General features: G+C 71.4%; 18 protein-coding genes and 1 pseudogene. 13 read left to right on the top strand and 6 right to left on the bottom strand.

All coding sequences use genetic code 11. The features are described from left to right. The first annotated feature begins 53 nt into the window (after positions 1 to 53). The 3 genes from miaB (at position 54) to HUT19_RS10905 (ending at position 2,725) form a co-directional block, all read left to right on the top strand. Positions 54 to 1,544, top strand: a complete 1,491-nt coding sequence (gene miaB, locus HUT19_RS10915) for a tRNA (N6-isopentenyl adenosine(37)-C2)-methylthiotransferase MiaB (RefSeq protein ID WP_176180278.1) — start codon at positions 54 to 56, stop codon at positions 1,542 to 1,544. A gap of 115 nt (positions 1,545 to 1,659) precedes the next feature. Next, positions 1,660 to 1,980: a hypothetical protein gene (locus HUT19_RS10910; protein WP_176180277.1), complete on the top strand. Its 321-nt coding sequence runs from the start codon at positions 1,660 to 1,662 to the stop codon at positions 1,978 to 1,980. Positions 1,981 to 1,990: 10 nt separating this feature from the next. Continuing rightward, positions 1,991 to 2,725, top strand: coding sequence for a class III extradiol dioxygenase subunit B-like domain-containing protein (locus HUT19_RS10905; RefSeq protein WP_176180276.1), 735 nt, complete (start codon positions 1,991 to 1,993; stop codon positions 2,723 to 2,725). Positions 2,726 to 2,795: 70 nt separating this feature from the next. Here the strand turns inward: HUT19_RS10905 and HUT19_RS10900 are convergent, their stop codons facing one another. Both HUT19_RS10900 and HUT19_RS42925 read right to left on the bottom strand, forming a co-directional pair. Next, positions 2,796 to 3,074 carry an antitoxin gene (locus HUT19_RS10900; RefSeq protein ID WP_176180275.1) on the bottom strand — a complete coding sequence of 93 codons (279 nt, stop codon included), beginning with the start codon at positions 3,072 to 3,074 and terminating at the stop codon, positions 2,796 to 2,798. 24 nt (positions 3,075 to 3,098) lie between these two features. After that, positions 3,099 to 3,260 (bottom strand): gliding motility protein, encoded by a 162-nt coding sequence (locus tag HUT19_RS42925; RefSeq protein WP_254885527.1) that lies wholly within the window; start codon positions 3,258 to 3,260, stop codon positions 3,099 to 3,101. A 273-nt stretch (positions 3,261 to 3,533) separates the two neighbouring features. Between HUT19_RS42925 and miaA the strand changes: the two genes are divergently transcribed. From miaA to HUT19_RS10870, 5 genes and pseudogenes are all read left to right on the top strand, one after another. Further along, entirely contained in the window at positions 3,534 to 4,472 is a 939-nt protein-coding gene (gene miaA, locus HUT19_RS10890; protein ID WP_176180273.1) for a tRNA (adenosine(37)-N6)-dimethylallyltransferase MiaA, read from the top strand. 108 nt (positions 4,473 to 4,580) lie between these two features. Continuing rightward, a complete protein-coding gene (locus HUT19_RS10885; protein ID WP_176180272.1) occupies positions 4,581 to 5,072 on the top strand; it encodes a hypothetical protein in 492 nt (163 codons plus the stop codon). Positions 5,073 to 5,244: 172 nt separating this feature from the next. Beyond that, positions 5,245 to 6,168 (top strand): diaminopimelate epimerase, encoded by a 924-nt coding sequence (gene dapF / locus HUT19_RS10880; protein ID WP_176180271.1) that lies wholly within the window; start codon positions 5,245 to 5,247, stop codon positions 6,166 to 6,168. A gap of 136 nt (positions 6,169 to 6,304) precedes the next feature. After that, entirely contained in the window at positions 6,305 to 8,488 is a 2,184-nt protein-coding gene (locus tag HUT19_RS10875; RefSeq protein WP_176180270.1) for a bifunctional (p)ppGpp synthetase/guanosine-3',5'-bis(diphosphate) 3'-pyrophosphohydrolase, read from the top strand. A 118-nt stretch (positions 8,489 to 8,606) separates the two neighbouring features. Further along, positions 8,607 to 10,115: pseudogene (locus HUT19_RS10870) on the top strand (M1 family metallopeptidase); the annotation flags it as partial. Between the two features lie 126 nt (positions 10,116 to 10,241). On the opposite strand, the gene HUT19_RS10865 reads toward HUT19_RS10870, so the two are convergent. Beyond that, positions 10,242 to 11,435 (bottom strand): IS110 family transposase, encoded by a 1,194-nt coding sequence (locus tag HUT19_RS10865; RefSeq protein WP_176179786.1) that lies wholly within the window; start codon positions 11,433 to 11,435, stop codon positions 10,242 to 10,244. Positions 11,436 to 11,873: 438 nt separating this feature from the next. On the opposite strand from HUT19_RS10865, the gene hflX reads away from it, so the two are divergent. After that, entirely contained in the window at positions 11,874 to 13,373 is a 1,500-nt protein-coding gene (hflX, locus tag HUT19_RS10860) for a GTPase HflX (protein WP_176180269.1), read from the top strand. 122 nt (positions 13,374 to 13,495) lie between these two features. On the opposite strand, the gene HUT19_RS10855 is transcribed toward hflX, so the two are convergent. Both HUT19_RS10855 and HUT19_RS10850 read right to left on the bottom strand, forming a co-directional pair. Further along, positions 13,496 to 14,536, bottom strand: coding sequence for an IS30 family transposase (locus tag HUT19_RS10855; RefSeq protein ID WP_176186644.1), 1,041 nt, complete (start codon positions 14,534 to 14,536; stop codon positions 13,496 to 13,498). A 485-nt stretch (positions 14,537 to 15,021) separates the two neighbouring features. Further along, entirely contained in the window at positions 15,022 to 16,197 is a 1,176-nt protein-coding gene (locus HUT19_RS10850) for a serine protease (protein ID WP_176180268.1), read from the bottom strand. A gap of 272 nt (positions 16,198 to 16,469) precedes the next feature. Here HUT19_RS10850 and HUT19_RS10845 point away from each other — a divergent pair, with 272 nt between their 5' ends. From HUT19_RS10845 to HUT19_RS10830, 4 genes are all read left to right on the top strand, one after another. After that, entirely contained in the window at positions 16,470 to 18,020 is a 1,551-nt protein-coding gene (locus tag HUT19_RS10845; RefSeq protein ID WP_254886149.1) for a diaminobutyrate--2-oxoglutarate transaminase family protein, read from the top strand. Between the two features lie 705 nt (positions 18,021 to 18,725). Continuing rightward, positions 18,726 to 20,555, top strand: coding sequence for an IucA/IucC family siderophore biosynthesis protein (locus HUT19_RS10840; protein WP_254885526.1), 1,830 nt, complete (start codon positions 18,726 to 18,728; stop codon positions 20,553 to 20,555). Positions 20,556 to 20,720: 165 nt separating this feature from the next. After that, complete coding sequence (locus HUT19_RS10835; RefSeq protein ID WP_176180266.1) at positions 20,721 to 21,422, top strand: GNAT family N-acetyltransferase; 702 nt, start codon at positions 20,721 to 20,723, stop codon at positions 21,420 to 21,422. A 223-nt stretch (positions 21,423 to 21,645) separates the two neighbouring features. Continuing rightward, positions 21,646 to 23,646 carry an ATP-dependent DNA helicase gene (locus HUT19_RS10830; RefSeq protein WP_176180265.1) on the top strand — a complete coding sequence of 667 codons (2,001 nt, stop codon included), beginning with the start codon at positions 21,646 to 21,648 and terminating at the stop codon, positions 23,644 to 23,646. Positions 23,647 to 23,734: 88 nt separating this feature from the next. Here the strand turns inward: HUT19_RS10830 and lexA are convergent, their stop codons facing one another. Continuing rightward, positions 23,735 to 24,535, bottom strand: coding sequence for a transcriptional repressor LexA (gene lexA / locus HUT19_RS10825; RefSeq protein ID WP_176180264.1), 801 nt, complete (start codon positions 24,533 to 24,535; stop codon positions 23,735 to 23,737). Between the last annotated feature and the right edge of the window lie 415 nt (positions 24,536 to 24,950).

The raw sequence follows: 24,950 nt of genomic DNA, 5'->3' as shown, positions 1-24,950 counted from the left end.
CCGGGAAGGGAGGGGCGGGGGAGGCGAGGGACCCCGTACCCTGGTCGATTGAGATGAGTGCGAAGACTTACGAGGTGCGCACCTACGGGTGCCAGATGAACGTCCACGACTCCGAGCGGCTTTCCGGCCTCCTGGAAGACGCGGGCTTTGTGCGCGCGCCCGAGGGCACCGGCGAGGGCGAGGCCGACATCGTCGTCTTCAACACCTGCGCGGTGCGGGAGAACGCCGACAACCGGCTCTACGGCAATCTCGGCCGGCTGGCGCCGATCAAGGCGCGGCGGCCGGGCATGCAGATCGCCGTCGGCGGGTGCCTGGCCCAGAAGGACCGCGACACCATCGTGAAGAAGGCGCCCTGGGTGGACGTCGTCTTCGGTACGCACAACATCGGCAGCCTGCCGGTGCTCCTGGAGCGCGCCCGCGTCCAGGAGGAGGCACAGGTCGAGATCGCCGAGTCGCTGGAAGCCTTCCCCTCCACGCTGCCGACGCGGCGGGAGTCCGCGTACGCCGCGTGGGTCTCCATCTCCGTCGGCTGCAACAACACCTGCACCTTCTGTATCGTTCCGGCGCTGCGCGGCAAGGAGAAGGACCGCCGCCCCGGCGACATCCTCGCCGAGGTCGAGGCGCTGGTCGCCGAGGGCGTCACCGAGATCACCCTGCTCGGTCAGAACGTGAACGCGTACGGGTCGGACATCGGCGACCGCGAGGCGTTCAGCAAGCTGCTGCGGGCCTGTGGAAAGGTCGAGGGCCTGGAGCGGGTCCGGTTCACCTCCCCGCACCCCCGGGACTTCACGGACGACGTCATCACCGCCATGGCGGAGACGGAGAACGTGATGCCCCAGCTTCACATGCCGCTCCAGTCGGGCTCGGACACCGTGCTGAAGGCGATGCGCCGCTCGTACCGGCAGGAGCGCTACCTCGGCATCATCGAGAAGGTGCGCGCCGCGATGCCGGACGCCGCCCTCTCGACCGACATCATCGTCGGCTTCCCCGGGGAGACCGACGAGGACTTCGAGCAGACGCTGCACGTGGTGCGCGAGGCGCGGTTCGCCCAGGCGTTCACCTTCCAGTACTCCAAGCGGCCCGGGACCCCGGCCGCCGAGATGGACGGGCAGGTGCCCAAGGCCGTCGTCCAGGAGCGCTACGAGCGGCTGGTCGCCCTCCAGGAGGAGATCTCCTGGGAGGAGAACAAGAAGCAGGTCGGCCGGACGCTGGAGGTGCTGGTCGCCGAGGGCGAGGGCCGCAAGGACGACGCCACCCGGCGGCTGTCAGGCCGGGCCCCCGACAACCGTCTGGTCCACTTCGCCCGGCCCGAGGAGCCGGTGCGCCCCGGTGACGTCGTCACGGTCGACATCACCTACGCCGCACCGCACCATCTGCTCGCCGAGGGCCCGCCCCGCGGTGTGCGGCGCACCCGCGCGGGTGACGCATGGGAGCGGCGGAACGCAGCGGAGCAGAAGAAGCCCGCGGGCGTCATGCTCGGGCTGCCGACCGTCGGAGCCCCGGCGGCCGCGCCCGCACCGGCCGCGGGCTGCGGCTGCGACTGACAGCCGCGGGCTGCGGCTGCGGCTGACACGACGGACGCGAAGGACACCGCCGACACGGCTGACACGTTCGGTCCGGCTGACACGTTCGGGGTCGGTACGGCTGACGGGGGAGAGCGTGACAACGGGGGACGGCACGACGTGGTGGGGCCTGCTCATGGAGGACTACCTCCAGATCATGGGGCCGGGCGCCAGAAACCACTCGATCACCGCGCTGGGGCATGTCCGGGGCACCCGCGAGGAGGCCCTGGAGGCGCTGTGTGAGCGGGCGCTGCACTACCAGCCGCGCCATCCGGTCAATCCGTACCGCAAGCTGGTCTACCGGGACGGGGACGTCTTCCTGATGGTCCTGGAGGCCGCGACCGGCAACTACTGCTACCGGTTCCGGGTCGCCGAGCTGCTGTGGGACTCGGCACCCCGGCCCGAAACCGCCGGATAGGCTGCCGATCATGCTGATCGCCGCCGCCGTCTGCCCGTGCCCGCCGCTCCTGGTGCCCGAGGTCGCCGCGGGGGCCGCTCCCGAGCTGGATCCGCTGCGGGCGGCGTGCGCCGACGCGATCGGGGTGGTCGCGGCGGCGCGGCCGGAGCGGTTGATCGTGGCCGGACCCGCCGACCTGGCCGGACGGGGGGCCCATCCCCAGGGGGCGGGCGGATCCTTCCGCGGCTTCGGTGTGGATCTTGAGGTACGGCTCGGCGCCGCGGATACGGATGCGGCGGGCTCCGCCCCCGCCCGGGAGCGGACGCTGCCGCCGTCCCTCGCGGTCGGCGCCTGGCTGCTGGAGCACGCGGGGTGGAGCGGTACCGCGCCGGTCGAGGGGCTGGGCGTGGGGGAACCTCTCGAGGCCGAGCGGTGTAAAGAAGTCGGAAGGGAGCTCGCCGCGGGGTCGGAGCGGGTCGCGTTGCTGGTGATGGCCGACGGCAGCGCGTGCCGGACGCTGAAGGCCCCGGGCTATCTCGACGAGCGGGCCGCGGCGTTCGACGCCGCGGTGGCGCGGGCGCTGGGGTCGGCCGACACCGCCGCCCTTGCCGCGCTGGACGAGGAGCTGGCGCAGGAGCTCAAGGCAGCCGGTCGCGCGCCGCTGCATGTGCTCGCGGGGGCGGGTGAGGGGGCGGCGCTGAAGGGGGAGTTGCGGTATGACGAGGCGCCGTACGGCGTGGGGTATTTCGTGGCCGACTGGTCCTAGGGCGCGCGGGCGCGGCCGCGAGGCGTTGTGCTCCGCGGCCGCGCACCGGCCGGGACCGGATGGGCGGGGATCAGGTCCCTTCGCCGCCGGGGGCCTTGCCCCCGCCTTGGTCGTCGCTTCTGCCTTTTGCTTTGTGCTCGTCCATGTGGGAAAGGCGGTTGAGGGCCTCCCTCGCCTTGCCCGTGCCAGTTTCGATCTTGCCGGTGTACTTGCCCTTGGTCTTGGAGTCGACCGTCTTGGCGGCCTTCTCCAGCCCCCGCTCGATCTTCGCCTCGTGCTGCTGCGCGAAGCTGCCGGCCTTGCCCTTCATGAGACCGGCCTTGGCCTTGAGATTCTCCATCAGGCCCATGGGCCACCTTCCCTCGTCGAATGGCTAGGTACGGGCGCTCTCGCCGGCCTCGCTGTCCGCCGATGCCTGGGCCGACAGCTGCTTGGGGATCCCGGCACCTTCGCCCGTCACGGTCTCCTCCTCGCTCCGCACCGCCTCCGCCGTGTCCTCGGCGGTGGCGGTCCCGGGCGCGGGCTCCGCCGTCACGGGGCCGGCCGTGGCCTTCTCGGGTGGCGCCCCCTCGGACGAACGTCCCGCCCCCTTCGATGCACGACGAAACCTGGAAAACACGCCCATATCTACTCCATACCCTACTCGTGTGGGCGAAATTCCGTGCCGCTCGGGGCGTCCCATTGCGCCGCCGGCGGGAACCGGTTTCCCGAGCCGGTCCCAGGAATCTCGCAACAGGCAACGAACCCGGCGGAACCCCGTCACGTCGCTCGTTCGAGGAACCCCTCGGGGGTTTGGGAGACTGGTGCGGTGAATACAGCAGGCCACCCGCCGCGAGTCATCGCCGTTGTCGGCCCCACCGCAGCCGGGAAGTCCGATCTGGGCGTCGCCCTCGCCCGCCACCTCGACGGCGAGGTCGTCAACGCCGACTCCATGCAGCTCTACCGCGGCATGGACATCGGCACCGCCAAGCTGACGGAGGACGAGCGGCAGGGCGTGCCGCACCGTCTCCTGGACATCTGGGACGTCACCCAGGCGGCCAGCGTCGCCGAGTACCAGCGGCTGGCCCGCGCGGAGATGGACCGGCTGCTCGCCGAGGGCCGCACCCCCGTCCTGGTCGGCGGCTCCGGCCTGTACGTCCGCGGTGCCATCGACGCGCTCGACTTCCCGGGCACCGACCCCGCCGTCCGGGCCCGGCTCGAAGCCGAGCTGGCGGAGCACGGCCCCAGGGCCCTGCACACCCGGCTCGCCGCCGCCGACCCCGAGGCGGCGCGGGCGATCCTGCCCAGCAACGGCCGCCGCGTGGTACGAGCGCTGGAGGTCATCGAGATCACCGGCCGCCCCTTCACCGCCAACCTGCCGGGCCATGAGGCCGTCTACGACACCCTCCAGATCGGTGTAGACGTCGAGCGGCCCGAGCTGGACGAGCGGATCGCCCTGCGGGTGGACCGGATGTGGGACGCCGGGCTGGTAGAGGAGGTCCGGCGGCTGGAGGAGATCGGGCTGCGGTCCGGACGTACCGCCTCCCGGGCGCTCGGCTACCAGCAGGTGCTGGCCGCGCTCGCGGGGGAGTGCACCGAGGACGAGGCACGGGCCGAGACGGTGCGGGCCACCAAGCGGTTCGCCCGCCGCCAGGACTCCTGGTTCCGCCGTGACCCGCGGGTGCACTGGCTCAGCGGTGCCGCCGAGCGGCGCGGGGAACTTCTGTCGGGCGCCCTCGCGTTGGCTGAACGGGCGGTCACAGCCTGATCACGTCATGGCATCGGGACGCTCCGCTCGTCATTCGGCCACCCGCGGGCATGCCATCATCAAGCTCCGATCGTGCCGTGGTGTCTGGAGTTGGGAGGGCGTGTGGCGATGGAGGCCGGCCCTCGCGACGCATCGCAGCAATCGCCGCACGGCGACCCGGAGTCACTGACGGAGCCACTGACCACGGATGGTCCCGATAACGACGGATCCGTCCATGAGCCCGGCTCACCGGCCCTCGACGATCCCGGTGAGCCGGTCTCCGAGGAGTCCTTCAGCGAGCTGCGCCCACCGCGCAGGCTGCGGGTCTGGCAGATCGCGCCCATCATCGGCCTGGCCATCCTCGGCTCGCTCATGTTCGCCTTCCCGCTCGCCTTCGAGTTCGGCGACGGAGGGGCGGTGGTGGCCATGCTCGGCCTGCTGCTCAGCTGCTGCGCCGCGGGCTGGGGGCTGATGGCGGCCCGCCGGGTGGGCTACACCTGGCCCGGTCTGCCGCCCCGGGGCTCCGGCCGCCGCCCCGACTGGCGCTTCGTCCTGCTCTACGTGGGGATCGTGGCGCTGCTCGCGGCGCTCACGTTCTGGCGGGTGGCCCGCCTCCGCTAGGGCCCGCCCCGCGTGGCCCCCGCCTCTGCCGACCGCTGAGTGGCGGCGCCACGGCCGTTCCGTGGGCCTGACCGTTCCATGGACCTGACCGCTACGCGGTTGTCTGCCGGGCGGCGGGCGGCGGGCGGCGGGCGGCGGGCGACGCCTGCGGGGCGCACCGTAGGATCGAGGGATGAGCACCAGGCCCCGGCTGCCCTTCCTCAAGGGGCACGGCACCGAGAACGACTTCGTCATCGTCCCCGACCTGGACGGGCACCTCGACCTGTCCCCGGCCGCCGTCGCCCGGATCTGCGACCGCCGCGCCGGTGTCGGCGGCGACGGGCTGATCCGTGTCGTACGGTCCTCGGCGCACCCCGGGGCGCGGGAGATGGCCGACCGGGCCGAGTGGTTCATGGACTACCGCAACAGCGACGGCAGCATCGCCGAGATGTGCGGCAACGGTGTGCGTGTCTTCGCCCGCTACCTCCAGCGGGCCGGGCTCGCCGTGGAGGGCGACCTCGCGATCGCCACCCGGGCCGGGGTGCGGCACATCCACATCGCCAAGGCCGCCGCCGGCCCGGGCGACACGGACGAGAGCAGCGAGGGCGCGATCACCGCCGTGATGGGCAAGGCCCTGCTGCCCGAGCCCGGCCCCGAGGGTGAGATCACCGTCTCGGTCGGCGAGCGGAGCTGGCCCGCCCGCCATGTGAACATGGGCAATCCGCACGCCGTCGCGTTCGTCGACGATCTCGACCACGCCGGAGACCTGTACACCGCCCCCGCCGTGCACCCCGCCGCCGCGTACCCGCACGGCACCAACGTCGAGTTCGTCGTGGACCGCGGCCCCCGCCATGTCGCGATGCGGGTGCACGAGCGCGGCTCCGGCGAGACCCGCTCCTGCGGCACCGGCGCCTGCGCCGTGATGGTGGCCGCCGCGCGCCGCGACGGGGCCGATCCGGCGGTCACCGGACACCCCGTCAGCTACACCGTGGACGTACCCGGGGGCCGCCTTGTGATCAGCGAGCGGCCGGACGGTACGGTGGAGATGACCGGCCCTGCCGTGATCGTGGCCGAGGGGGAGTTCGACGCCGCCTGGCTGGACGCGGCCCTCGGCTGACACCTCCCTCGAATGGGTGATCCGTTTCACTCTGGGCGAGAGCCGGTCGGCCGTGCGTGATGGGCTCGATAGCATCAAGCACCGGCCCCGGGGGAGTGCCCACGCCGGTTGACGCTCGACGCCGCCGGAGGTGCCCATGAGCGCAGAGGCCACCGATCACGCCGCTCTCGGCCGCAGGCGCGGCCTCCCCCGCATCGACCTGCGCAATCTCCGCAGGTTCAGCCGGGCGGCCCTGCTGGGGCCGGCGGCCCGCGGCCGTCTGCCGGACGCGATCGAGCATGTGGCCAAGGTCCATCGCGCCCATCACCCCGGCGCGGATCTGGATGTGCTGCGCCAGGCGTACGTCCTCGCCGAGTCCTCCCACCGCGGCCAGATGCGCAAGAGCGGTGAGCCGTACATCACACATCCGCTGGCCGTCACACTGATCCTGGCCGAATTGGGCGCCGAGACCACGACCTTGACGGCGTCTCTCCTCCACGACACGGTCGAGGACACCGATGTGACCCTCGATCAGGTCGGCGAGCAGTTCGGCAAGGAAGTCCGCTATCTCGTCGACGGTGTCACCAAGTTGGAGAAGGTCGACTACGGCGCGGCGGCCGAACCCGAGACCTTCCGCAAGATGCTCGTCGCCACCGGCAACGACGTCCGGGTGATGTCCATCAAACTCGCCGACCGGCTGCACAACATGCGCACCCTCGGCGTGATGCGACCCGAGAAACAGGCCCGCATCGCGAAGGTCACCCGCGATGTGCTGATCCCCCTCGCCGAACGGCTCGGCGTCCAGGCGCTCAAGACCGAGCTGGAGGACCTGGTTTTCGCCATCCTCCACCCCGAGGAGTACGCCCGCACCCGCGAGCTCCTCCAGACCCACGCCAGTCGCCCCGACCCGCTGGCCCGCGCCGCCGAGGACGTACGGGGCGTGCTGCACGAAGCGGGCATCGCCGCCGAAGTCCTCGTCCGGCCACGGCACTTCGTCTCGGTCCACCGGATCGGGCGCAAGCGCGGCGAGCTGACCGGCGCCGACCTCGGACGGCTGCTGGTGCTCGTCGCCGAGGACGCGGACTGCTACGCGGTCCTCGGTGAGCTGCACACCTGTTTCACCCCGGTCATCTCGGAGTTCAAGGACTTCATCGCGGTCCCCAAGTTCAACCTCTACCAGTCGCTGCACACGGCCGTGGCCGGGCGCGGCGGCGACGTGGCCGAAATCCTCATCCGCACCCACCAGATGCACCGGGTGGCGGAGGCCGGGGTGATCGCCCTCGGCAACCCCTACGCTCCCAGCGAGACCGCCGACGCCCCCGAGGACGAGCGGGCCGACCCGACCCGCCCCGGCTGGCTGTCCCGGCTGCTCGAATGGCAGAGCGCCACCCCGGATCCGGACATCTTCTGGACCTCGCTCCGCGACGATCTCGCCCAGGACCGGGAGATCACCGTCTTCCGCTCCGACGGCGGCACGCTCGGCCTGCCCGCCGGTGCCAGTTGTGTGGACGCGGCGTACGCGCAGTACGGCGAGGACGCGCACTCCTGTATCGGCGCGCGGGTCAACGGCCGGATCGCGACGCTCAGCACGGTGCTGCGCGACGGTGACACCCTCCAGCTGCTGATGGCCGCCGACGCGCAGGACGCGGCCTCCCACGGGCCGTCGCCGAAGTGGCTGGACCACGCCCGCACCCCCGCCGCGCGGATCGCCATCAACCGCTGGCTGGCCGCCCATCCGGCCCACCCCGAGCAGCAGACCCAGCAGCCCCGGGACCGGGGCGGGGAGCCGCAGACCGAGGACGGCCAGGACACGGAGTCCCCGGCGGCCCGGGTGGTCACCCCGGCGGGCGGCGCGGGCCGCGGCGAGGCGGGCGTTGTGGTCGATCTGCCCGGCGCCACCGTGCGGCTCGCCCGCTGCTGCACCCCGGTGCCGCCGGACGCGGTCACCGGTTTCGCGGTGCGCGGCGGAGCCGTCACCGTCCACCGCGAGCAGTGTTCCGGGGTGGGTCGGATGATCTCGGCCGGGCGCACGGCGGTCGGCGTGCGATGGGCGGACGAGGTCGACAGCGACGGGAGCGCCGACTACCGCGTCACGCTCTTCGCCGAGGCGTTCAGCCGGCCGCATCTGCTCGCCGATCTCACCGAGGCCATCGCCGCCGAGGGCGCTGAGGTGGTCGCCGCCGCTGTCGAGCCGCCCCGCGAGCAGCGGGTCCGGCACACCTACACGCTCCAGCTGCCCGACGCGGGCCGGCTGCCGGCGCTGATGCGGGCGATGCGCAAGGTCCCGGGGGTCTACGACGTGACACGGGAGAGCCGGAGCATGGCGGGCGCACGTTCCTGACCCCCGCTTCCGCAGCTCTGGCGCCCCTTGCCGGGCCCCGTGGCTTTCCGCAACTCCATCGGGTGGATACGGGTCGGGTGGAACTGCGCCCGCGCCGGGGCGCTGGTAGCCGTTGGGCATGACCCATTCCCCGGGGCACCGTCCCCGGCCCTCGTCCCCCGCCGGGCGCCGCAGGACGGCCTTCGCGGCCGTCTCCATGGCCGTCGCGCTGATCGCCGTCGGCCCCTCCTCCGCCGCGGGCCGGATCTCGGCGTCGGCTCCGGGAGCGTCCTCGGGGCCGCGGGCCCTGGGCATCGGCGACCCGCTGTACCCGAGGCTCGGCAACCCGGGGTACGACGTCACCGCGTACGACATCGCCTTGGACTACCGGCGCGCCGACCGGCCGCTCCGCGCCGTCACCACGATCGCCGCCCGCGCCACCGCCCCGCTGCACACCGTCAATCTCGACTTCGCCGGGGGCAGCGTGCGCTCGGTCCGGGTCAACGGCGCACCCGCGCGGTTCACCACCGCCGATGAGGACCTGGTGATCACCCCGTCCACCCGGATCGGAGCGGGCGACATCTTCGAGATCACCCTCCGGCACACCAGCGATCCGCGCGACGCGGCGGACGGCGGCTGGGTCCGCACCCGTGACGGACTCGCCATGGCCAATCAGGCCGACGCCGCCCACCGGGTCTTCCCCTGCAACGACCACCCGTCCGACAAGGCACGCTTCACCTTCCGGATCACCGCCCCGCGCGACCTCACCGTCGTCGCGGGCGGCCTGCCGCTGGAGCGGGTGCGCAAGGGGGCGCGGACCACCTGGGCGTACCGTCTCGCCCACCCCATGGCCACCGAGCTGGCCCAGGTCTCCATCGGGCGCTCCGCCGTACTGCGCCGCACCGGGCCGCGCGGACTGCCGGTGCGCGATGTCGTGCCCGCCGCGGACCGGAAGCGGCTGGAGCCCTGGCTGTCGCGTACTCCTGGACAGCTGGCCTGGATGGAGAGGAAGGCCGGGCCGTACCCCTTCGAGACCTACGGCCTGCTGATCGCGGGCGCCAGCACCGGCTTCGAACTGGAGACACAGACGCTCTCCCTCTTCGAGCGCGGTCTGTTCACCGGCCATGGTCTGCCCCGCTGGTATCTCGAGTCGATCATGGTGCATGAGCTGGCGCACCAGTGGTTCGGCGACAGCGTCGCCCCGCGCCGCTGGTCGGACCTGTGGCTCAACGAGGGGCATGCGACCTGGTACGAGGCGCTCTATGCGGACGAGCGGGGCAAGGCGAGCCTGGAGCGGCGGATGCGCGAGGCGTACCGGCTGTCCGACGGCTGGCGCGCCGCCGGAGGGCCGCCCGCCGCGCCCAGACCCGCCGAACCCGGCCAGCAGATCGGCATCTTCCGTCCGGTCGTCTACGACGGCAGCGCCCTGGTCCTGTACGCGCTGCGGCAGCACATCGGGCGGGAGGCGTTCGAGCGGCTGGAGCGGCAATGGGTGCTCCGTCACCACGACGGCGTCGCCTCCACCACGGACTTCGTGGCGCTCGCCTCGGAGGTGGCGGGCCGTGATCTGGCCGGGTTCCTGAACCCGTGGCTGTACGGGGCGAAGACGCCGCCGATGCCCGGCCGTCCCACCTGGAAGTCCGCGCCGAAGGCGGAGGCGGGGACGGACGCGAAGGCGGGGCGGAAGGTGGGGACGGGGCCGGGAGCGCGGGCGGGAGCCGGAGGAGGATTCCCAATGACGTTGTCAAGCGTCAGCGATGAGCTGTTCGGGTCCTCATGCCGCCATAGCGACGGGTGGGACCGCTTGGTAGCAGCGCCTGTCCCGCAGGAGTGCCCACAGGACGTTGACACGTCTGCGCGCGAGGGCGATGACGGCCTGCGTGTGGCGCTTCCCCTCGGCCCTCTTGCGGTCGTAGAACGCCCTGGACTCTGGGTGGCGTTGGATGCTGATCAGCGCGGAGGTGTAGAAGACACGCTGCAAGCCGCGGTGGTATCGCTGGGGTCGGCGCAGGTTGCCGCTGATGCGGCCGGAGTCGCGCGAGGCGGGAGCCAGACCGCAGAAGCCGGCAAGCCGGTCCGGGGAGCCGAAGAGCTCCATGTCACCGTTGGTGGCAGCGAGGAACTCCGCACCGAGAGTCGGGCCGATGCCGGGCATGCTGGTGATGACCTCGGCGAGTTCGTGCTCCCTGAACCGCTCGGCGATGCGACGGTCCACTGCGGCGATCTGCTCGTTGAGAGCGGTCAGTTGCTGGGCGAGCGTGTGCACCAGCTCGGCGGCGACGTCTTCCCCCGGCACGGCGGTGTGCTGCCGTTCGGCGGCCTCCAGCGCGGTCCGGGCGACCTGACCGGCGCTGCGGACCTTGCGACGGCGAAGCCATGCCTCCAGGCGGGTGCGGCCCAGCCGCCGGATAGAGGCCGGGGTCTGGTATCCGGTGAGCAGGATCAGCGGGCCCGCGTTGCTCAGGTCCAATGCCCGTTCCAGAGCGGGGAAGATGCCGTTCAGCTGGGCGCGGAGCCGGTTGATGGTGCGGGTGCGATCGCAGACCAGATCGGTGCGGCGGGCAGTGAGGAGCTTCAGTTCGGCGCTGAGGCTGTCGGGCAATCGCATCGGGGTCAGGTCGCGGCGCATGCGTGCCTGATCAGCGATGATCGCGGCGTCGCGGGCGTCGCTCTTGCTCTCGCCCCGGTATGCCTCCGAGGCACGGTTGACGGTGCGACCGGAGATGTAGAGCACCTGCTGGTCATGGGCGAGCAGGGTGGTGATGGCCAGTGCGGCGCCGCCGTCGGCGAGGTCGACGGCCCAGACCACCTCATGGCCCAGCGCAAGGACATCGGCCAGGAGTTGGAGGAGTTCCGGCTCGTCGTTGGCCACGCGGCGGGAGAGGAGTTTGTTCCCCTCGGAGTCGATTGCCACACAGTGGTGGTGGGCCTTGCCGGCGTCGATTCCGGCCCATACGCGGGGGTGCATCGCTCTCCTGATCGTCGTCGTGCCGTGTCCCACAGACGACCTCGCCGACGAGTCCCTACAAAGCGATCTTGTCGCATTTCCCAATTGGCGGCCGAGTCGTCGTGGGGCGCCGGGCGGCCAATCCTCCCGAGCCACGAGCGGCAGACCAGTGATAGCCACACCCAGCGCCCCTGGGTGAGCCAACCCTACGAATGGCTCGCTCAGCCCGATCAAGAAGGTAGGGACCCGTGACAGGGCCCCGGACAGGAGCCCGGCCAGGGGTGGAGCCCGGCCGGGTCTCCGCGGGGCGCCACACCCCGCAGCCGCCCGTGAAACCCGGGTGACGGCCCGGCCGCCGCGTGGCACCATCGATGAGTCGGCGTCGCGGCCGGCCGCGGGAATCCCGCGGGCCCGTCACGCGTTGTCGGTTAAGACATGTCCCACGACGTAAGGATTCCTTTGACCCACTCCTCTTCCCTTCCGCAGGACCGGCAGCGCCTCGCCGAGAGCCTTCGGGCCGACGCCCTGATGGAAGAGGACGTCGCCTGGGGTCACGCGATCGACGAGGAGCGTGACGGCGACCAGTACGACCGCTCCGACCGTGCCGCGCTGCGGCGCGTGGTGGGGCTCTCCACCGAGCTCGAGGACGTCACCGAGGTCGAGTACCGGCAGCTGCGCCTGGAGCGCGTGGTGCTGGTCGGTGTCTGGACGTCCGGCACGGTCCATGACGCCGAGAACTCCCTGGCCGAGCTGGCCGCCCTCGCGGAGACCGCGGGTGCCCTGGTGCTCGACGGGGTCATCCAGCGCCGGAACAAGCCGGATCCGGCCACCTACATCGGCTCCGGCAAGGCCGAGGAACTGCGCGACATCGTGATCGAGTCCGGCGCCGACACCGTCGTCTGCGACGGTGAGCTGAGCCCCGGCCAGCTGATCCACCTCGAGGACGTCGTCAAGGTCAAGGTGGTCGACCGCACCGCCCTGATCCTCGACATCTTCGCCCAGCACGCCAAGTCCCGTGAGGGCAAGGCGCAGGTCTCACTCGCGCAGATGCAGTACATGCTGCCGAGGCTGCGCGGCTGGGGTCAGTCGCTGTCCCGGCAGATGGGTGGTGGGGGCTCCGGTTCCTCGGGCGGCGGTATGGCCACCCGTGGTCCTGGTGAGACCAAGATCGAGACGGACCGGCGCCGCATCCGCGAGAAGATGGCGAAGATGCGCCGCGAGATCGCCGAGATGAAGACCGGCCGCGACATCAAGCGGCAGGAGCGTCGGCGGCACAAGGTCCCCTCGGTCGCCATCGCCGGATACACCAACGCGGGTAAGTCCTCGCTGCTCAACCGCCTCACCGGTGCGGGCGTTCTGGTGGAGAACGCGCTGTTCGCCACCCTGGACCCGACCGTGCGCCGGGCCGAGACACCCAGCGGACTGCTCTACACCCTGGCGGACACCGTCGGGTTTGTGCGCCATCTTCCGCACCACCTCGTGGAGGCGTTCCGCTCCACCATGGAGGAGGTCGGCGACGCCGATCTGATCCTGCACGTGGTGGACGGTTCGCATCCGGCGCCGGAGGAGCAGCTGGCCGCCGTGCGCGAGGTGATCCGCGATGTGGGCGCCATCGAGGTGCCCGAGATCGTGGTGATCAACAAGGCGGATATGGCCGATCCACTGGTCCTCCAGCGGCTGCTGCGCCTGGAGCGGCGCGCGATGGCGGTGTCGGCCCGTACCGGGCAGGGCATCGACGAGCTGCTCACCGTGATCGACGAGGAGCTGCCGCGGCCGCGGGTCGAGATCGAGGCCCTGGTGCCCTACACCGAGGGCCAGCTGGTCTCGCGCACCCACGCCGACGGTGAGGTGATCTCCGAGGAGCACACCCCGGAGGGCACGCTGCTCAAGGCACGGGTGCACGAGGAGCTGGCGGCCGAGCTGAAGCGGTACGCGCCGACGGCGGCCGCATCGCAGTAGCGTCCGGCCTCCCGTCGCGGCCTCTGCGCGCCTCTGCGCCCGACGACGGCGCGGCAGCCGAGACGACGAGGGCCCGCCCCCGGATCCTTGGATTCAAGGGGTCGTCGCAACACCACTTGGTTTCAGGTGGTGAGTAGATCACGTAGACGCTCGGCTGGGGTATCCCAGCCGAGCGTCTTGCGTGGGCGGCCGTTGAGTTCCTGGGCGACGTGTTCGAGGTCTTCGGGACTGTGGACGCTGAGGTCGGTGCCTTTCGGGAAGTACTGGCGCAGGAGGCCGTTGGTGTTCTCGTTCGAGCCGCGTTGCCAGGGGCTGGCGGGGTCGCAGAAGTAGACGGGCATGCCGGTGGCCATGCTGAACTGCTTGTGGCGTGCCATCTCGCTGCCCTGGTCCCAGGTGAGGGAGCCGCGCAGGTGGGCGGGCAGGGTCTGGATCGTGGCAACGAGGCCGTCGCGGACGGTCTCGGCGTCGTGGGCCCCGCCCGGCAGATGGACCAGCAGGGTGTAACGGGTGCTGCGCTCGACCAGGGTGGCGATCGCGGAGCGCCCGCCCGCGCCGATGATCAGGTCGCCTTCCCAGTGACCGGGCACGGCCCGGTCCTCGACGTCGGCGGGACGGTCGCTGATCATCACCATCGGGTCGATGAACCGGGGCGTGCGCCGCTGGGAGTCCCGGCGCGGTTTGCGGCGGGTCCGGCCGGAACGGATGGCGGCCTGCACTTCCCGCTTCAGGCCGCCGCGGGCCTGGAAATACAGTGCCTGGTAGACCGTCTCCACGCTCACCCGCATGCTCTCGTCGTCGGGATGCTCTCTCCGTAGAGCGTGGCAGATCTGTGCCGGTGACCACCGCTGGCGCAGTCCGTCCCGGACGAAGCGGCGCAGCCGTCCCTCGCGCAGCAGTTTGCGCTCCTTGGGCCGGGGTCTGCGCGCTGCCGCTGCCCGGTGGGCGGCGTAGGGCTGGTAGCCCTCGCTGCCCGAGTTCGCGTCGATCTCCCGCTTGATGGTGCTCGCCGGCCGTCCCAGGACCCGTCCGATCGCCCTCAGCGACTGCCCCGCCGCGCGCAGATCGCGGATCTTCTCGCGCTCGGCGAGCGCTAGGAACCGCGGGTGAAGCTGCTTCTCCAGGGCCGTCAGGCCCACCGGTGCCGTGGTCACACCGCACATCGTGACGGTCCCGGTGCTGTAGTCGACACGGCGGCCGTCAGCGTAAGTGCGCGTGGTGCCGGTCTTCTTGACGCCCCAGTCCCAGTCCTTGGCCGTGCGCTCGTTCACCCCGACCTGCAGGGCCGCCACCCGACGTGCGACACCGGCGGCCCGAAGCCGCTCGTACTCGTCGCGCCCGGGGTGCCGCCGAGGCAGGCGCACCGAGGTCCGTCCGGCCTTTCGGGCCCAGCCGAAGGCAGTGTTCCGGTTCACCCCCAGCTCACGCGCCACCACGGTCACGTTCCCCACGGCATCCAGCCGCGCAAGGAAACGCTCCCTCAACCCCGCAAGATCATCCCGTCCAACGGCCACGGTCCTCGCAACTCCCACAGATCGCGGGTGTTGCGAGGACCGTTAGAACCCAAGATCTCCGGGGGCGGGCCCTCGTCCGTGCGGACGCTCCGAGCGGGTGCGCGGCGGGCGGCCCCGCCGCGCACCCTACCGGCTCACTGGTTCGCGAACTTCTTGCTCACCGCGTTGTAGACGCCCTTGGCCTCGGGGCCGAGGTGCGGACCGGCCAGCCAGGTGGCGTTGGACGGGCCTATGGAGGTGTTGGACACCAGCGCGGGCTTGCCGTCGGCGCCCTCGGCGACCCAGCCGCCGCCCGACGAACCGGCGGTCATCGTGCAGCCGATGCGGTACATGGTCGGCTGCTTGGCTTCCAGCGACAGCCGACCCGGCTTGTCCGCGCACTGGTTCATCTTCTGGCCGTCGAACGGCGGGGCGGCCGGGTAACCGGTGGCCGTGATCTCGTTGATGGACTTCACCGCCGGGGCATTGAAGTCGACCGGCAGCGCGCCCCCGACCGTCTCCTCCAGCGACTTGCCGCCGCTGTTCTCCGGCTTCACATGGATCACCGCGAAGTCGTAAGGAGCGCCCTTGCCGCCGACCGCCGCGCCGGTGTCGATCCACTGCGAGGACGTCTGCGCCCAGTCGGCCCACCAGACGCCCTTGGGCGCGAGCTCTTCCTTGGTGGCGTTCTTCAGGTCGGCCGCCGACTTTCCGGCATCGTTGTAGGAGGGGACGAACATCAGGTTCTTGTACCAGCCGCCGCCCTTGCCCGCGTGGACGCAGTGGCCCGCGGTCCACACCATGTTGGACTTCCCGGGGTGCGCGGGGTCCTTGACCACGGTCGCGGAGCAGACCATCGAACCCTCGGGGCTGTCGAAGAAGACCTTGCCCGCGTAGGGGACGTTGGTGCTGTACGGGTGGCCGACCTCCTTGGCCGTGACCGGCTTCGGATCCGGGTCGGTCACCCCCTGGTCGTCCGCGATGTCGCCGTCGTCGACCGGCTTGTCGGGCTCCTGCGCGTCCCGCATCCGGTCCGGCTTCCACAGACCCTTGATGATCGGGTTGATGAAGTCACCGGCCTCGCGCAGCCAGTCGTCCTTGTTCCACTTGTCCCAGGCGCCGTTCTTCCAGTCGTCGAGATCGACGCCGAGGTTCTTCAGCCTGTCGTTGAGGTTGTCGGGCAGCTTGATGTCACCCGTGCCCTGCTGGCCCGATGACGCGGGCGCCTTGGACTCGGTCGTGTCGTCCGACGAGCCGCACGCGGTGGCGGTCAGCGCCAGCACGGCGGTGACGGCGGCCACGGCCAGCGCGGGTCGGCGTGTGGATGGCATCGGCGGAACTCCCCCTGATGTTCTGAGCTGCTCTACGTCCTGTGTGGATTTGTCATGCACCGCCCCGGCGACGGGGTGGTCTCCCACTATGCCCGTGCCGCCTACGACGGCTGAAGGCGGGTCCTTGGTTCCCGGGGCGGCAAGGATCTTCGGTCAGCCCGTGATCCCGGGGCTGACCCGTCGTTGGTACGTACGGGGGACTGCCGGAGGGTGTTCAGCAGCAGTCAGCAGCAGGAGGACCGTGAGCCATGGCCGTGACCCAGCTCCCGCCGATGCCCCTGCCCGGTGCGCCCGACGGCGGGGGGAGCGGCGCCCAGGGCATTCTGCGCCGTCAGGCACTGCGTGAGTCCGCCGCCCGCACCTATGCGCGGGCGCTGCCCATCGTGCCGGTGCGTGCGCGAGGACTGACGATCGAGGGCGCCGACGGCCGTCGCTACCTGGACTGCCTCTCCGGCGCCGGGACTCTGGCGCTGGGACACAACCACCCGGTGGTGCTGGATGCCATCCGCGGCGTGCTGGACTCGGGAGCACCGCTCCAGGTCCTGGATCTGGCCACGCCGGTCAAGGACGCCTTCACCGAGGAGCTGTTCAGCACGCTGCCACCCGAACTGGCCCGCCACGCGCGGGTGCAGTTCTGCGGACCCGCGGGCACGGACGCGGTCGAGGCCGCACTCAAGCTGGTGCGGACCGCCACCGGGCGAGAGGGACTGCTGGCCTTCTCCGGGGCCTACCACGGGATGACGGCCGGGGCGCTGGCCGCGTCCGGCGGCGCCCCCTCGGTGTGCACGGCCCGGCTGCCCTTCCCCTACGACTACCGCTGCCCCTTCGGCGTGGGCGGGGAACGCGGCGCTGAACTCTCGGCGCGCTGGACCGAGAGCCTCCTGGACGACCCCAAGAGCGGGGCGGGCACCCCCGCCGGAATGATCCTGGAGCCGGTGCAGGGCGAGGGCGGCGTGATCCCCGCTCCGGACGGCTGGCTGCGGCGGATGAGGGAGATCACCGCGGCCCGCTCCCTCCCGCTGATCGTGGACGAGGTCCAGACCGGCGTCGGGCGCACCGGCGCCTTCTGGGCGGTCCAGCACAGCGGAGTGGTGCCCGATGTGATGGTGCTGTCGAAGGCCATCGGCGGCAGCATGCCGCTGGCCGTCATCGTCTACCACGAGGAGCTGGACGCCTGGGCTCCGGGCGCCCACGCGGGCACCTTCCGGGGCAACCAACTGGCCATGGCCGCGGGTGCGGCGACCCTCGCCTACGTACGGGAGAACCACCTCGCGGAGCGCGCCGCCGCCCTCGGTGAACGTATGCTGCTCCGCCTGCGCCAACTCGCCGAGCACCACCCCCACATCGGTGACGTACGCGGCCGCGGCCTCATGCTCGGCCTCGAACTCGTCAACCCCGAGGCCCAGCGGGTGAGTGTCGAGCAGGTGAGGGCCGGTCAGGTGGGGTCCGGTCAGGTCGGGGCCGGCCAACCGGCGGAGGCGGTGAGCCGGGGCGCCGAGCCTCCGGATGCCATGGGTCCGGGAACAGAGGTCCCTGGGGCCGGATCTCCAGGGAGCGGTGCCCTACGGGCCCGGCCTGCCGCTCCGATGCTCGCGGCAGCCGTTCAGCAGGAGTGCCTGCGTCGTGGCCTGATCGTCGAACTGGGCGGCCGCCACGCCGCGGTCATTCGCCTCCTTCCGCCATTGACCATCACCGACGAACAGGCCGAAGCGGTCCTCGACCGGCTCGCCGACGCCCTCGACGCCGCGATCCGCGCCACTGCCGGAGTCCCTGGCCCCGAACGCCCGCCGACCGCACCGCCGTTCGCCGGAGACCACCGGTGACGCGTCCCGCACCCGCACCACCGCACCCCCACCGCACCAGCGAAGGAGGCAGGCACCGGGCCACGGACCGACCGACGTGACGCCCGCGCCGCACCCACCATGCCGCACTCCCCCGGGGGAGCCCCCCTTCCTTCCCAGCCGGACCCAGAGACCGGTGTCATGACCGACCACAGCGCCCCGGACGGTCGCCGCGCCGCCCGGCCCGCCCCCCCGGTGCAGCCGCCCCCGGCGGGATCGGCGACCCCGCCGCCCCCCGGTGGCACGCCCCAAGGAGGACCGCCCTCAGGCGGGCGGGCCGGGGGACAGGCGGCCGGGGGACCGGCGGTGGTGGTGCCGCCGGCGGTTCTGCCCTCCGCCGTCGCGAGAGCGGCAGGGACGGCGGGGGAGAGCCCCTCGGTTCCCCTGGCACCACAGATGCCCGCACCGCCCATGCCATCCGCGACCCCGCCCACCCTGGCGCCGCTCGCGCCCCCTGCCCAGCCTCCCGCAGCCGAGCCACCACCCACGGTCCCGCAGGCGGTCACGGCGATCCTGCCGCGCCAGGACCGGAGCACCCAGGACACGAGTGCTCAAGTCCGAGGCGCCCAGGACTCCACCGCCGCGGGCCCAGGAGCTTCAGCCCCTAGCACCCCTAGCGCCCCTAGCGCCCCTAGCGCCCCGAGCACTCCGAGCTCCCCGAGCTCCCCGAGCCGCGGCAGCCAGGGTGTGCCCGCCACCGGCGGCCCACCGCCGGCGGCCCCCGACCCCCTCGACGACCCCGACCCGCAGGTCGTGGCGGACACGGCGGGCGTCGAGAATCTGCTCCGCTGCTGGATCCGGGAGAACCGCACCCCGCGTCCTGACGGTGACACGCTCCGCATTCCCCTCGCAGCGAGCGGAACCGTCCTCCTCGTCCCCGTGCGGTACTGGTCACCCACCGGATGGCACCGCTTCGGACCGCCAGTGCTGGAGCACGGTCCCCATGACGCACCCTCCGTCGGCGCGGTCACCCTCGCGGCCCTGCTGACCCGCGAAGCGGCCTACGGCGCACGCCGTGACGACCCCGCCGCGGACGGCACCGAACTCATTGGCCGGGTGGCGGACTCGGTGCGGCGTACCGCCGCGTTCCTCGCCCACCGTCGAGCCGTTCCCGCCGATCCCGGCATGAGCACCCCGTTTCTCAGCGCGGAGCAGTCCCTCGTCCTCGGTCACCCCCTCCATCCCACGCCGAAGAGCCGTGAGGGTCTCTCCGACACCGAATCGTCCGTCTGCTCACCGGAGTCGTACGGCTCCTTCCCCCTTCACTGGATCGCCGTCGACCGGTCCGTGCTGGCCTGCGAGTCGGCCTGGACCGAGCGCGGCCGGACCGTGCCCGCCGAGCGGCTCGCCCTCTCACTCGCGGGCAGCGGTCTTCAACTGCCTGCCGGGACCGTCCCGTTGCCCCTCCATCCCTGGCAGGCCCGCGAGATCAGGCATCGTCCGGCCGTCGCCGCACTCTTCGACGCGGGGGTGCTGCACGACCTCGGTCCGTCGGGCGGTCGCTGGAGCCCCACGTCTTCGGTCCGCACCGTGTACCGGCCCGGTGCGCCCGCGATGCTCAAACTCTCCCTGGCTCTGCGGATCACCAACTCCCGTCGTGAGAACCTGCGTAAGGAGCTCCGTCGTGGTGTCGAGGTCCACCGACTGCTCCGCAGCGGACTGGCCGAGCAGTGGCGGGCGGCCTTCTCCGGGTTCCCCGGTTTCGACATCGTCCGCGACCCTGCCTGGCTCGCGGTCGACGGGCCGGACGGGGAACCATTGACCGGACTGGACGTTGTCGTCCGGCACAACCCGTTCGGGCCGGGCGACGACGCCGTATGCGTCGCCGGGCTCATCGCGCTCCGCCCCTGGCCCGGGCAGCCGGTAATGCGCTCCCGGCTCGCACACCTCGTCGCCCGTCTCGCCGCCCGTACCGGTCGCTCCGCAGCGGCCGTCGCCGCCGAGTGGTTCCTGCGCTATCTCCACACCGTTGTACGTCCCGTGCTGTGGCTGGACGGCGAGGCCGGTATCGCGCTGGAGGCTCATCAGCAGAACACCCTGGTGCTGCTCGATCCCGACGGCTGGCCCGTCGGCGGCCGCTACCGGGACAACCAGGGCTACTACTTCCGTGAGTCCCGGCACGCCGAACTCCAGCGGCGGCTGCCCGGAATCGGCGCCCTCAGCGACACCTTCGTGTCCGACGAGGTCACCGACGAACGGTTCGCCTACTACCTCGGCATCAACAACGTCCTCGGTCTTGTCGGTGCGTTCGGGTCCCAGCGGCTCGTTGACGAGCGTGTCCTGCTGGCCGCGTTCCGCCGCTTCCTGGCCGCTGCCGCGTCCGGCCCCGGCAGAACCCGCTCACCGCTGCCCGCACGGCTCCTCGACACACCCACCCTCCGTTGCAAGGCCAATCTGCACACCCGACTGCACGGCCTGGACGAACTCGTGGGCCCTGTGGACACCCAGTCGGTCTACGTCACCATCGCCAACCCCCTTGCCGCATCGGCCGCCACCGCTGTCATCCCTTCACCATGACGCCGCCTCCACCCAGGCAGCACCCACCAACAGCCCCGCATCGCCGTGCCCCCGTCGACATGTTCCGCACCGACGTGTCCCGCACCGGCATCCGCGGCATCACGCTCACCACGCCGTGCCGGAGAACCACCACGCGCCTGAGACCCATGAGAGGAGAGCGTCGTCGTGCCGCACACCGACTCCACCACGAGCTCCGAGACCGACGACACCATCGACCTGCGGCTGCGCCAGGAAGAGGAGGACGCCGCACACCTCAGTGACGAGCGCCTCGCCGGGGCGGAGACCCACAGTCGGCCGGACCTGCTCGACCAGATCGCCGAATGGGGCCCCACCAGCACCTCGGCGGGCGCCTTCCAGCTCGTCCCCGTCCGTATCGGGCGTGATCTCCGGCTGATCGCCCAATGGATGAACGACCCTGCCGTCGCGGCCTTCTGGGAGCTGGACGGTCCCGATGAGGCCACCGCGAGCCACCTGGGCGGCCAGCTCGACGGTGACGGCCGGAGCGTGCCCTGCCTCGGCGTCCTGGACGGGGTGCCCATGAGCTACTGGGAGCTGTACCGCGCCGATCTCGACCCGCTCGCCCGGTACTACCCGGCCCGGCCGCATGACACCGGTGTCCATCTCCTCATCGGCCGGGTCAGCGACCGCGGTCAGGGTCTGGGCACCACGCTGCTGCGCGCCGCCGCCGATCTTGTCCTCGACCACCGGCCGTCCTGCTCCCGCGTCGTGGCCGAGCCGGATCTGCGCAACACCCCCTCCATCGCCGCCTTTCTCGGCGCGGGCTTCCGTTTCTCGGCCGAGGTCGAACTCCCCGATAAGCGCGCGGCCCTGATGCTCCGCGACCGTGCCCTGCGCCACCTGCTCTGATCCGTCATCCCCGATCCGCCCTCACTGTGCCGCCTTCCATGATCTGTGTTCCAGCCGCTCACGTAGCCTTCTGTCACGCGTTGGCTCCGGTGTGTGTCTCTGCTTCTGATACACCGCTCGCGTGGATCCGGTTCCCCCTCGACAAGAACTCCGGCCGGATCCGTCGGTCACCGAGCGGACTGAGGAGAGCGATGTCGGTGCCGCCCCGTAGGCTGGCAGCCCTATGACTGAATCGTCCTCGCCTCCCCTCGCCGACCTGCTCCACGCCGCCGTCACCGCCGTCGGCGGCACCGAACGCCCTGGCCAGACCGCCATGGCGGAAGCCGTGGCGGAGGCGATCGACGACAGCTCCCATCTGCTGGTGCAGGCCGGCACCGGCACCGGCAAGTCCCTCGGCTATCTGGTCCCCGCCCTCGCCCAGGGCGAGCGCGTCGTGGTCGCCACGGCGACCCTCGCCCTCCAGCGTCAGCTCGTCGAGCGCGATCTGCCCCGCACCGTCGAGGCGCTGCACCCGCTGCTGCGTCGACGGCCCGAGTTCGCCATGCTCAAGGGCCGCTCCAACTACCTGTGCCTGCACCGCCTCCACGAGGGCGTACCGCAGGAGGACGCCGACGAAGCCGGACTGTTCGATCCCTTCGAGGCCGCGGCGCCCACCAGCAAGCTGGGCAAGGACCTGCTGCGGCTGCGCGACTGGGCCGATGAGACCGAGACCGGCGACCGCGACGACCTCACCCCAGGGGTCTCCGACCGTGCCTGGTCCCAGGTGTCCGTGACCTCCCGGGAGTGCCTCGGCGCTTCCAAGTGTGCCTACGGCGCGGAGTGCTTCGCCGAGGCCGCCCGCGAGCGGGCCAAGCTGGCCGAGGTCGTCGTCACCAATCACGCCCTGCTCGCCATCGACGCCATCGAGGGTGCCCCTGTGTTGCCCGGCCACGAGGTGCTGATCGTCGACGAGGCGCATGAGCTGGTCTCCCGCGTCACCGGCGTCGCCAGCGGCGAGCTCACCCCCGGCCAGGTCAACCGCGCGGTGCGGCGCGCCGCCAAGCTGGTCAACGAGAAGGCGGCGGACGCCCTTCAGACCGCAGCCGAGACCTTCGAACGGCTCATGGAGCTGGCCCTACCCGGCCGTCTCGAGGAGATCCCCGAAGACCTCGGCTACGCCCTGATGGCGCTGCGCGACGCCTCCCGTACGGTCATCTCGGCGCTCGGCACCACACGTGACTCCTCCGTTCAGGATGAGGACGCGGTGCGGAAGCAGGCGCTCGGCTCCGTGGAGAACATCCTCCAGGTGGCCGAGCGAATCGTGGAGGGCTCAGAGTTCGACGTGGTCTGGTACGAGCGGCATGACCGCTTCGGTGCCTCACTTCGCGTCGCGCCGCTGTCCGTCTCCGGGCTGCTCCGCGAGAAGCTGTTCGAGGACCGCTCGGTGATCCTCACCTCCGCCACCCTCAAGCTGGGCGGGGACTTCAACGGAGTGGCCGCTTCCCTCGGCCTCAACCCCGACAGCCCGCAGGACCCCGAGGGCGACGGGGACACCGCCCCGCGCTGGCAGGGGCTCGATGTCGGCTCGCCGTTCGACTACTCGAAGCAGGGAATCCTCTACGTCGCCAAGCACCTGGCGCAGCCCGGCCGCGAGGGCAGTCGCTCCGACATGCTCGATGAGCTCACGGAGCTGGTCGAGGCCGCCGGGGGCCGCACCCTCGGGCTGTTCTCGTCGATGCGGGCCGCGCAGACGGCCGCGGAGGAGCTGCGGGGCCGTCTGGACATGCCCATCCTGCTCCAGGGCGAGGAGACCCTCGGCGAGCTGATCCGTGCCTTCGCCACCGACGCCAGGACCTGCCTGTTCGGCACGCTCTCCCTCTGGCAGGGCGTCGATGTGCCGGGGCCGAGCTGTCAGTTGGTGGTCATGGACCGGGTGCCCTTCCCCCGCCCCGACGACCCCCTGATGAGCGCTCGCCAGAAGGCGGTGGAGGAGGCCGGGGGCAATGGCTTCATGGCTGTCGCCGCGACCCATGCCGCCCTGCTGATGGCGCAGGGGGCGGGACGGCTGGTCCGGGCGTCCGGCGACCGGGGCATCGTCGCTGTCCTGGACCCCCGTGTCGAGCGGGCGCGCTACGGCTCGTTCCTGCGGAAGTCCATGCCGGACTTCTGGTACACCACCGACCGCAATCAGGTGCGCCGCTCGCTGGCCGCCATCGATGCCGCGGCCAAGAGCGACGGCACGTAGTCAGGGGCACAGCAGGGCCCCGGAACCGGCGCAGTGGTCCCGGGGCCCGGTCGTTGGGCACGCTAGGGGCGCACCTCGATCCGTTGTGTCAGACGCGCCGCAGTACCGCGACCACCTTGCCCAGGATGGTCGCTTCATCGCCCGGGATCGGCTGGTACGCGGCGTTGTGCGGGAGGAGCCACACATGGCCGTCCTCGCGCTTGAAGCGCTTCACCGTGGCCTCGCCGTCGAGCATCGCGGCGACGATGTCCCCGTTCTCCGCGACCGGCTGACGGCGCACCGTCACCCAGTCGCCGTCGCAGATGGCAGCCTCGATCATGGAGTCGCCGACGACTTTGAGCACGAACAGCTCACCGTCGCCGACCAGCTGCCGGGGCAGCGGGAAGACGTCCTCCACCGACTCCTCGGCGAGGATCGGGCCACCGGCCGCGATCCGGCCGACCAGCGGCACATAGGAGGCGGCAGGCTTGCCGGTGGTGTCCGTCGGCTGTGCGCTGGGCTGGTCGGAGCCACGGACCTCGTAGGCACGGGGCCGGTGGGGGTCCCGCCGCAGAAAGCCCTTGCGCTCCAGAGCCATCAGCTGATGGGCCACGGACGAGGTGCTGGAGAGCCCTACCGCCTGGCCGATCTCCCGCATGGACGGCGGGTAGCCGCGCCGCTGCACAGAGTCGCGAATGACCTCGATGACACGGCGCTGCCGGTCGGTCAGCCCCGAACTGTCCGCCCGGATGCCTGGAGGTCGTCCGGGTAGGGCGCGCGAGGGCTTCTGGCCCTCCGGGTTCGTGGCGTCGTTCATGGTGTGGGTCTGGTTGATCGCGTGCGTCTGTTCGAGCCTGCTCTGGGAGCGCTCCTGAGCGGTGATAGTGGTGCTCTCTGCGGTGGTGGTCACGACGGCCCCTCTCGAGATGTTCTCCCTAGCTGGACAACGGTAGTTGCTTTCGAAAGGTTGCGCCAAACACACGTTCGAGTGAAATTTCGTAGATCGGCTGACGTGATCCCAGGGTTGGGTGTATAGGCAGGGTTCTGGTGGCCCTTCCTGCTGGTCTCCAGTCTCCCACTCCGACCCCCGTGAATCCGTGACCGAGGGGGCTCGCGTAGTCTCGTGCTGCTCCCGGACTGTGACACGCCACCCGGCCCGGTTGAGTGCCAGACACCAGATCTAGTGGTTTGATGGATGTCAGCCACCTACAGGTTGTGGTCCCCGGTGATTCATCGCCAAGGTTTTCGCCTATGCTTGTGGCCGCTTCACCGGGCCTGTGCGGCCCGGTCGAGGCTATACAGCCATGCGCCGTTCATAAGGGTGA

The organism is Streptomyces sp. NA02950 (assembly GCF_013364155.1).
GTDB lineage: Bacteria > Actinomycetota > Actinomycetes > Streptomycetales > Streptomycetaceae > Streptomyces.
This window is presented reverse-complemented; position numbering and strand designations above follow the sequence as displayed.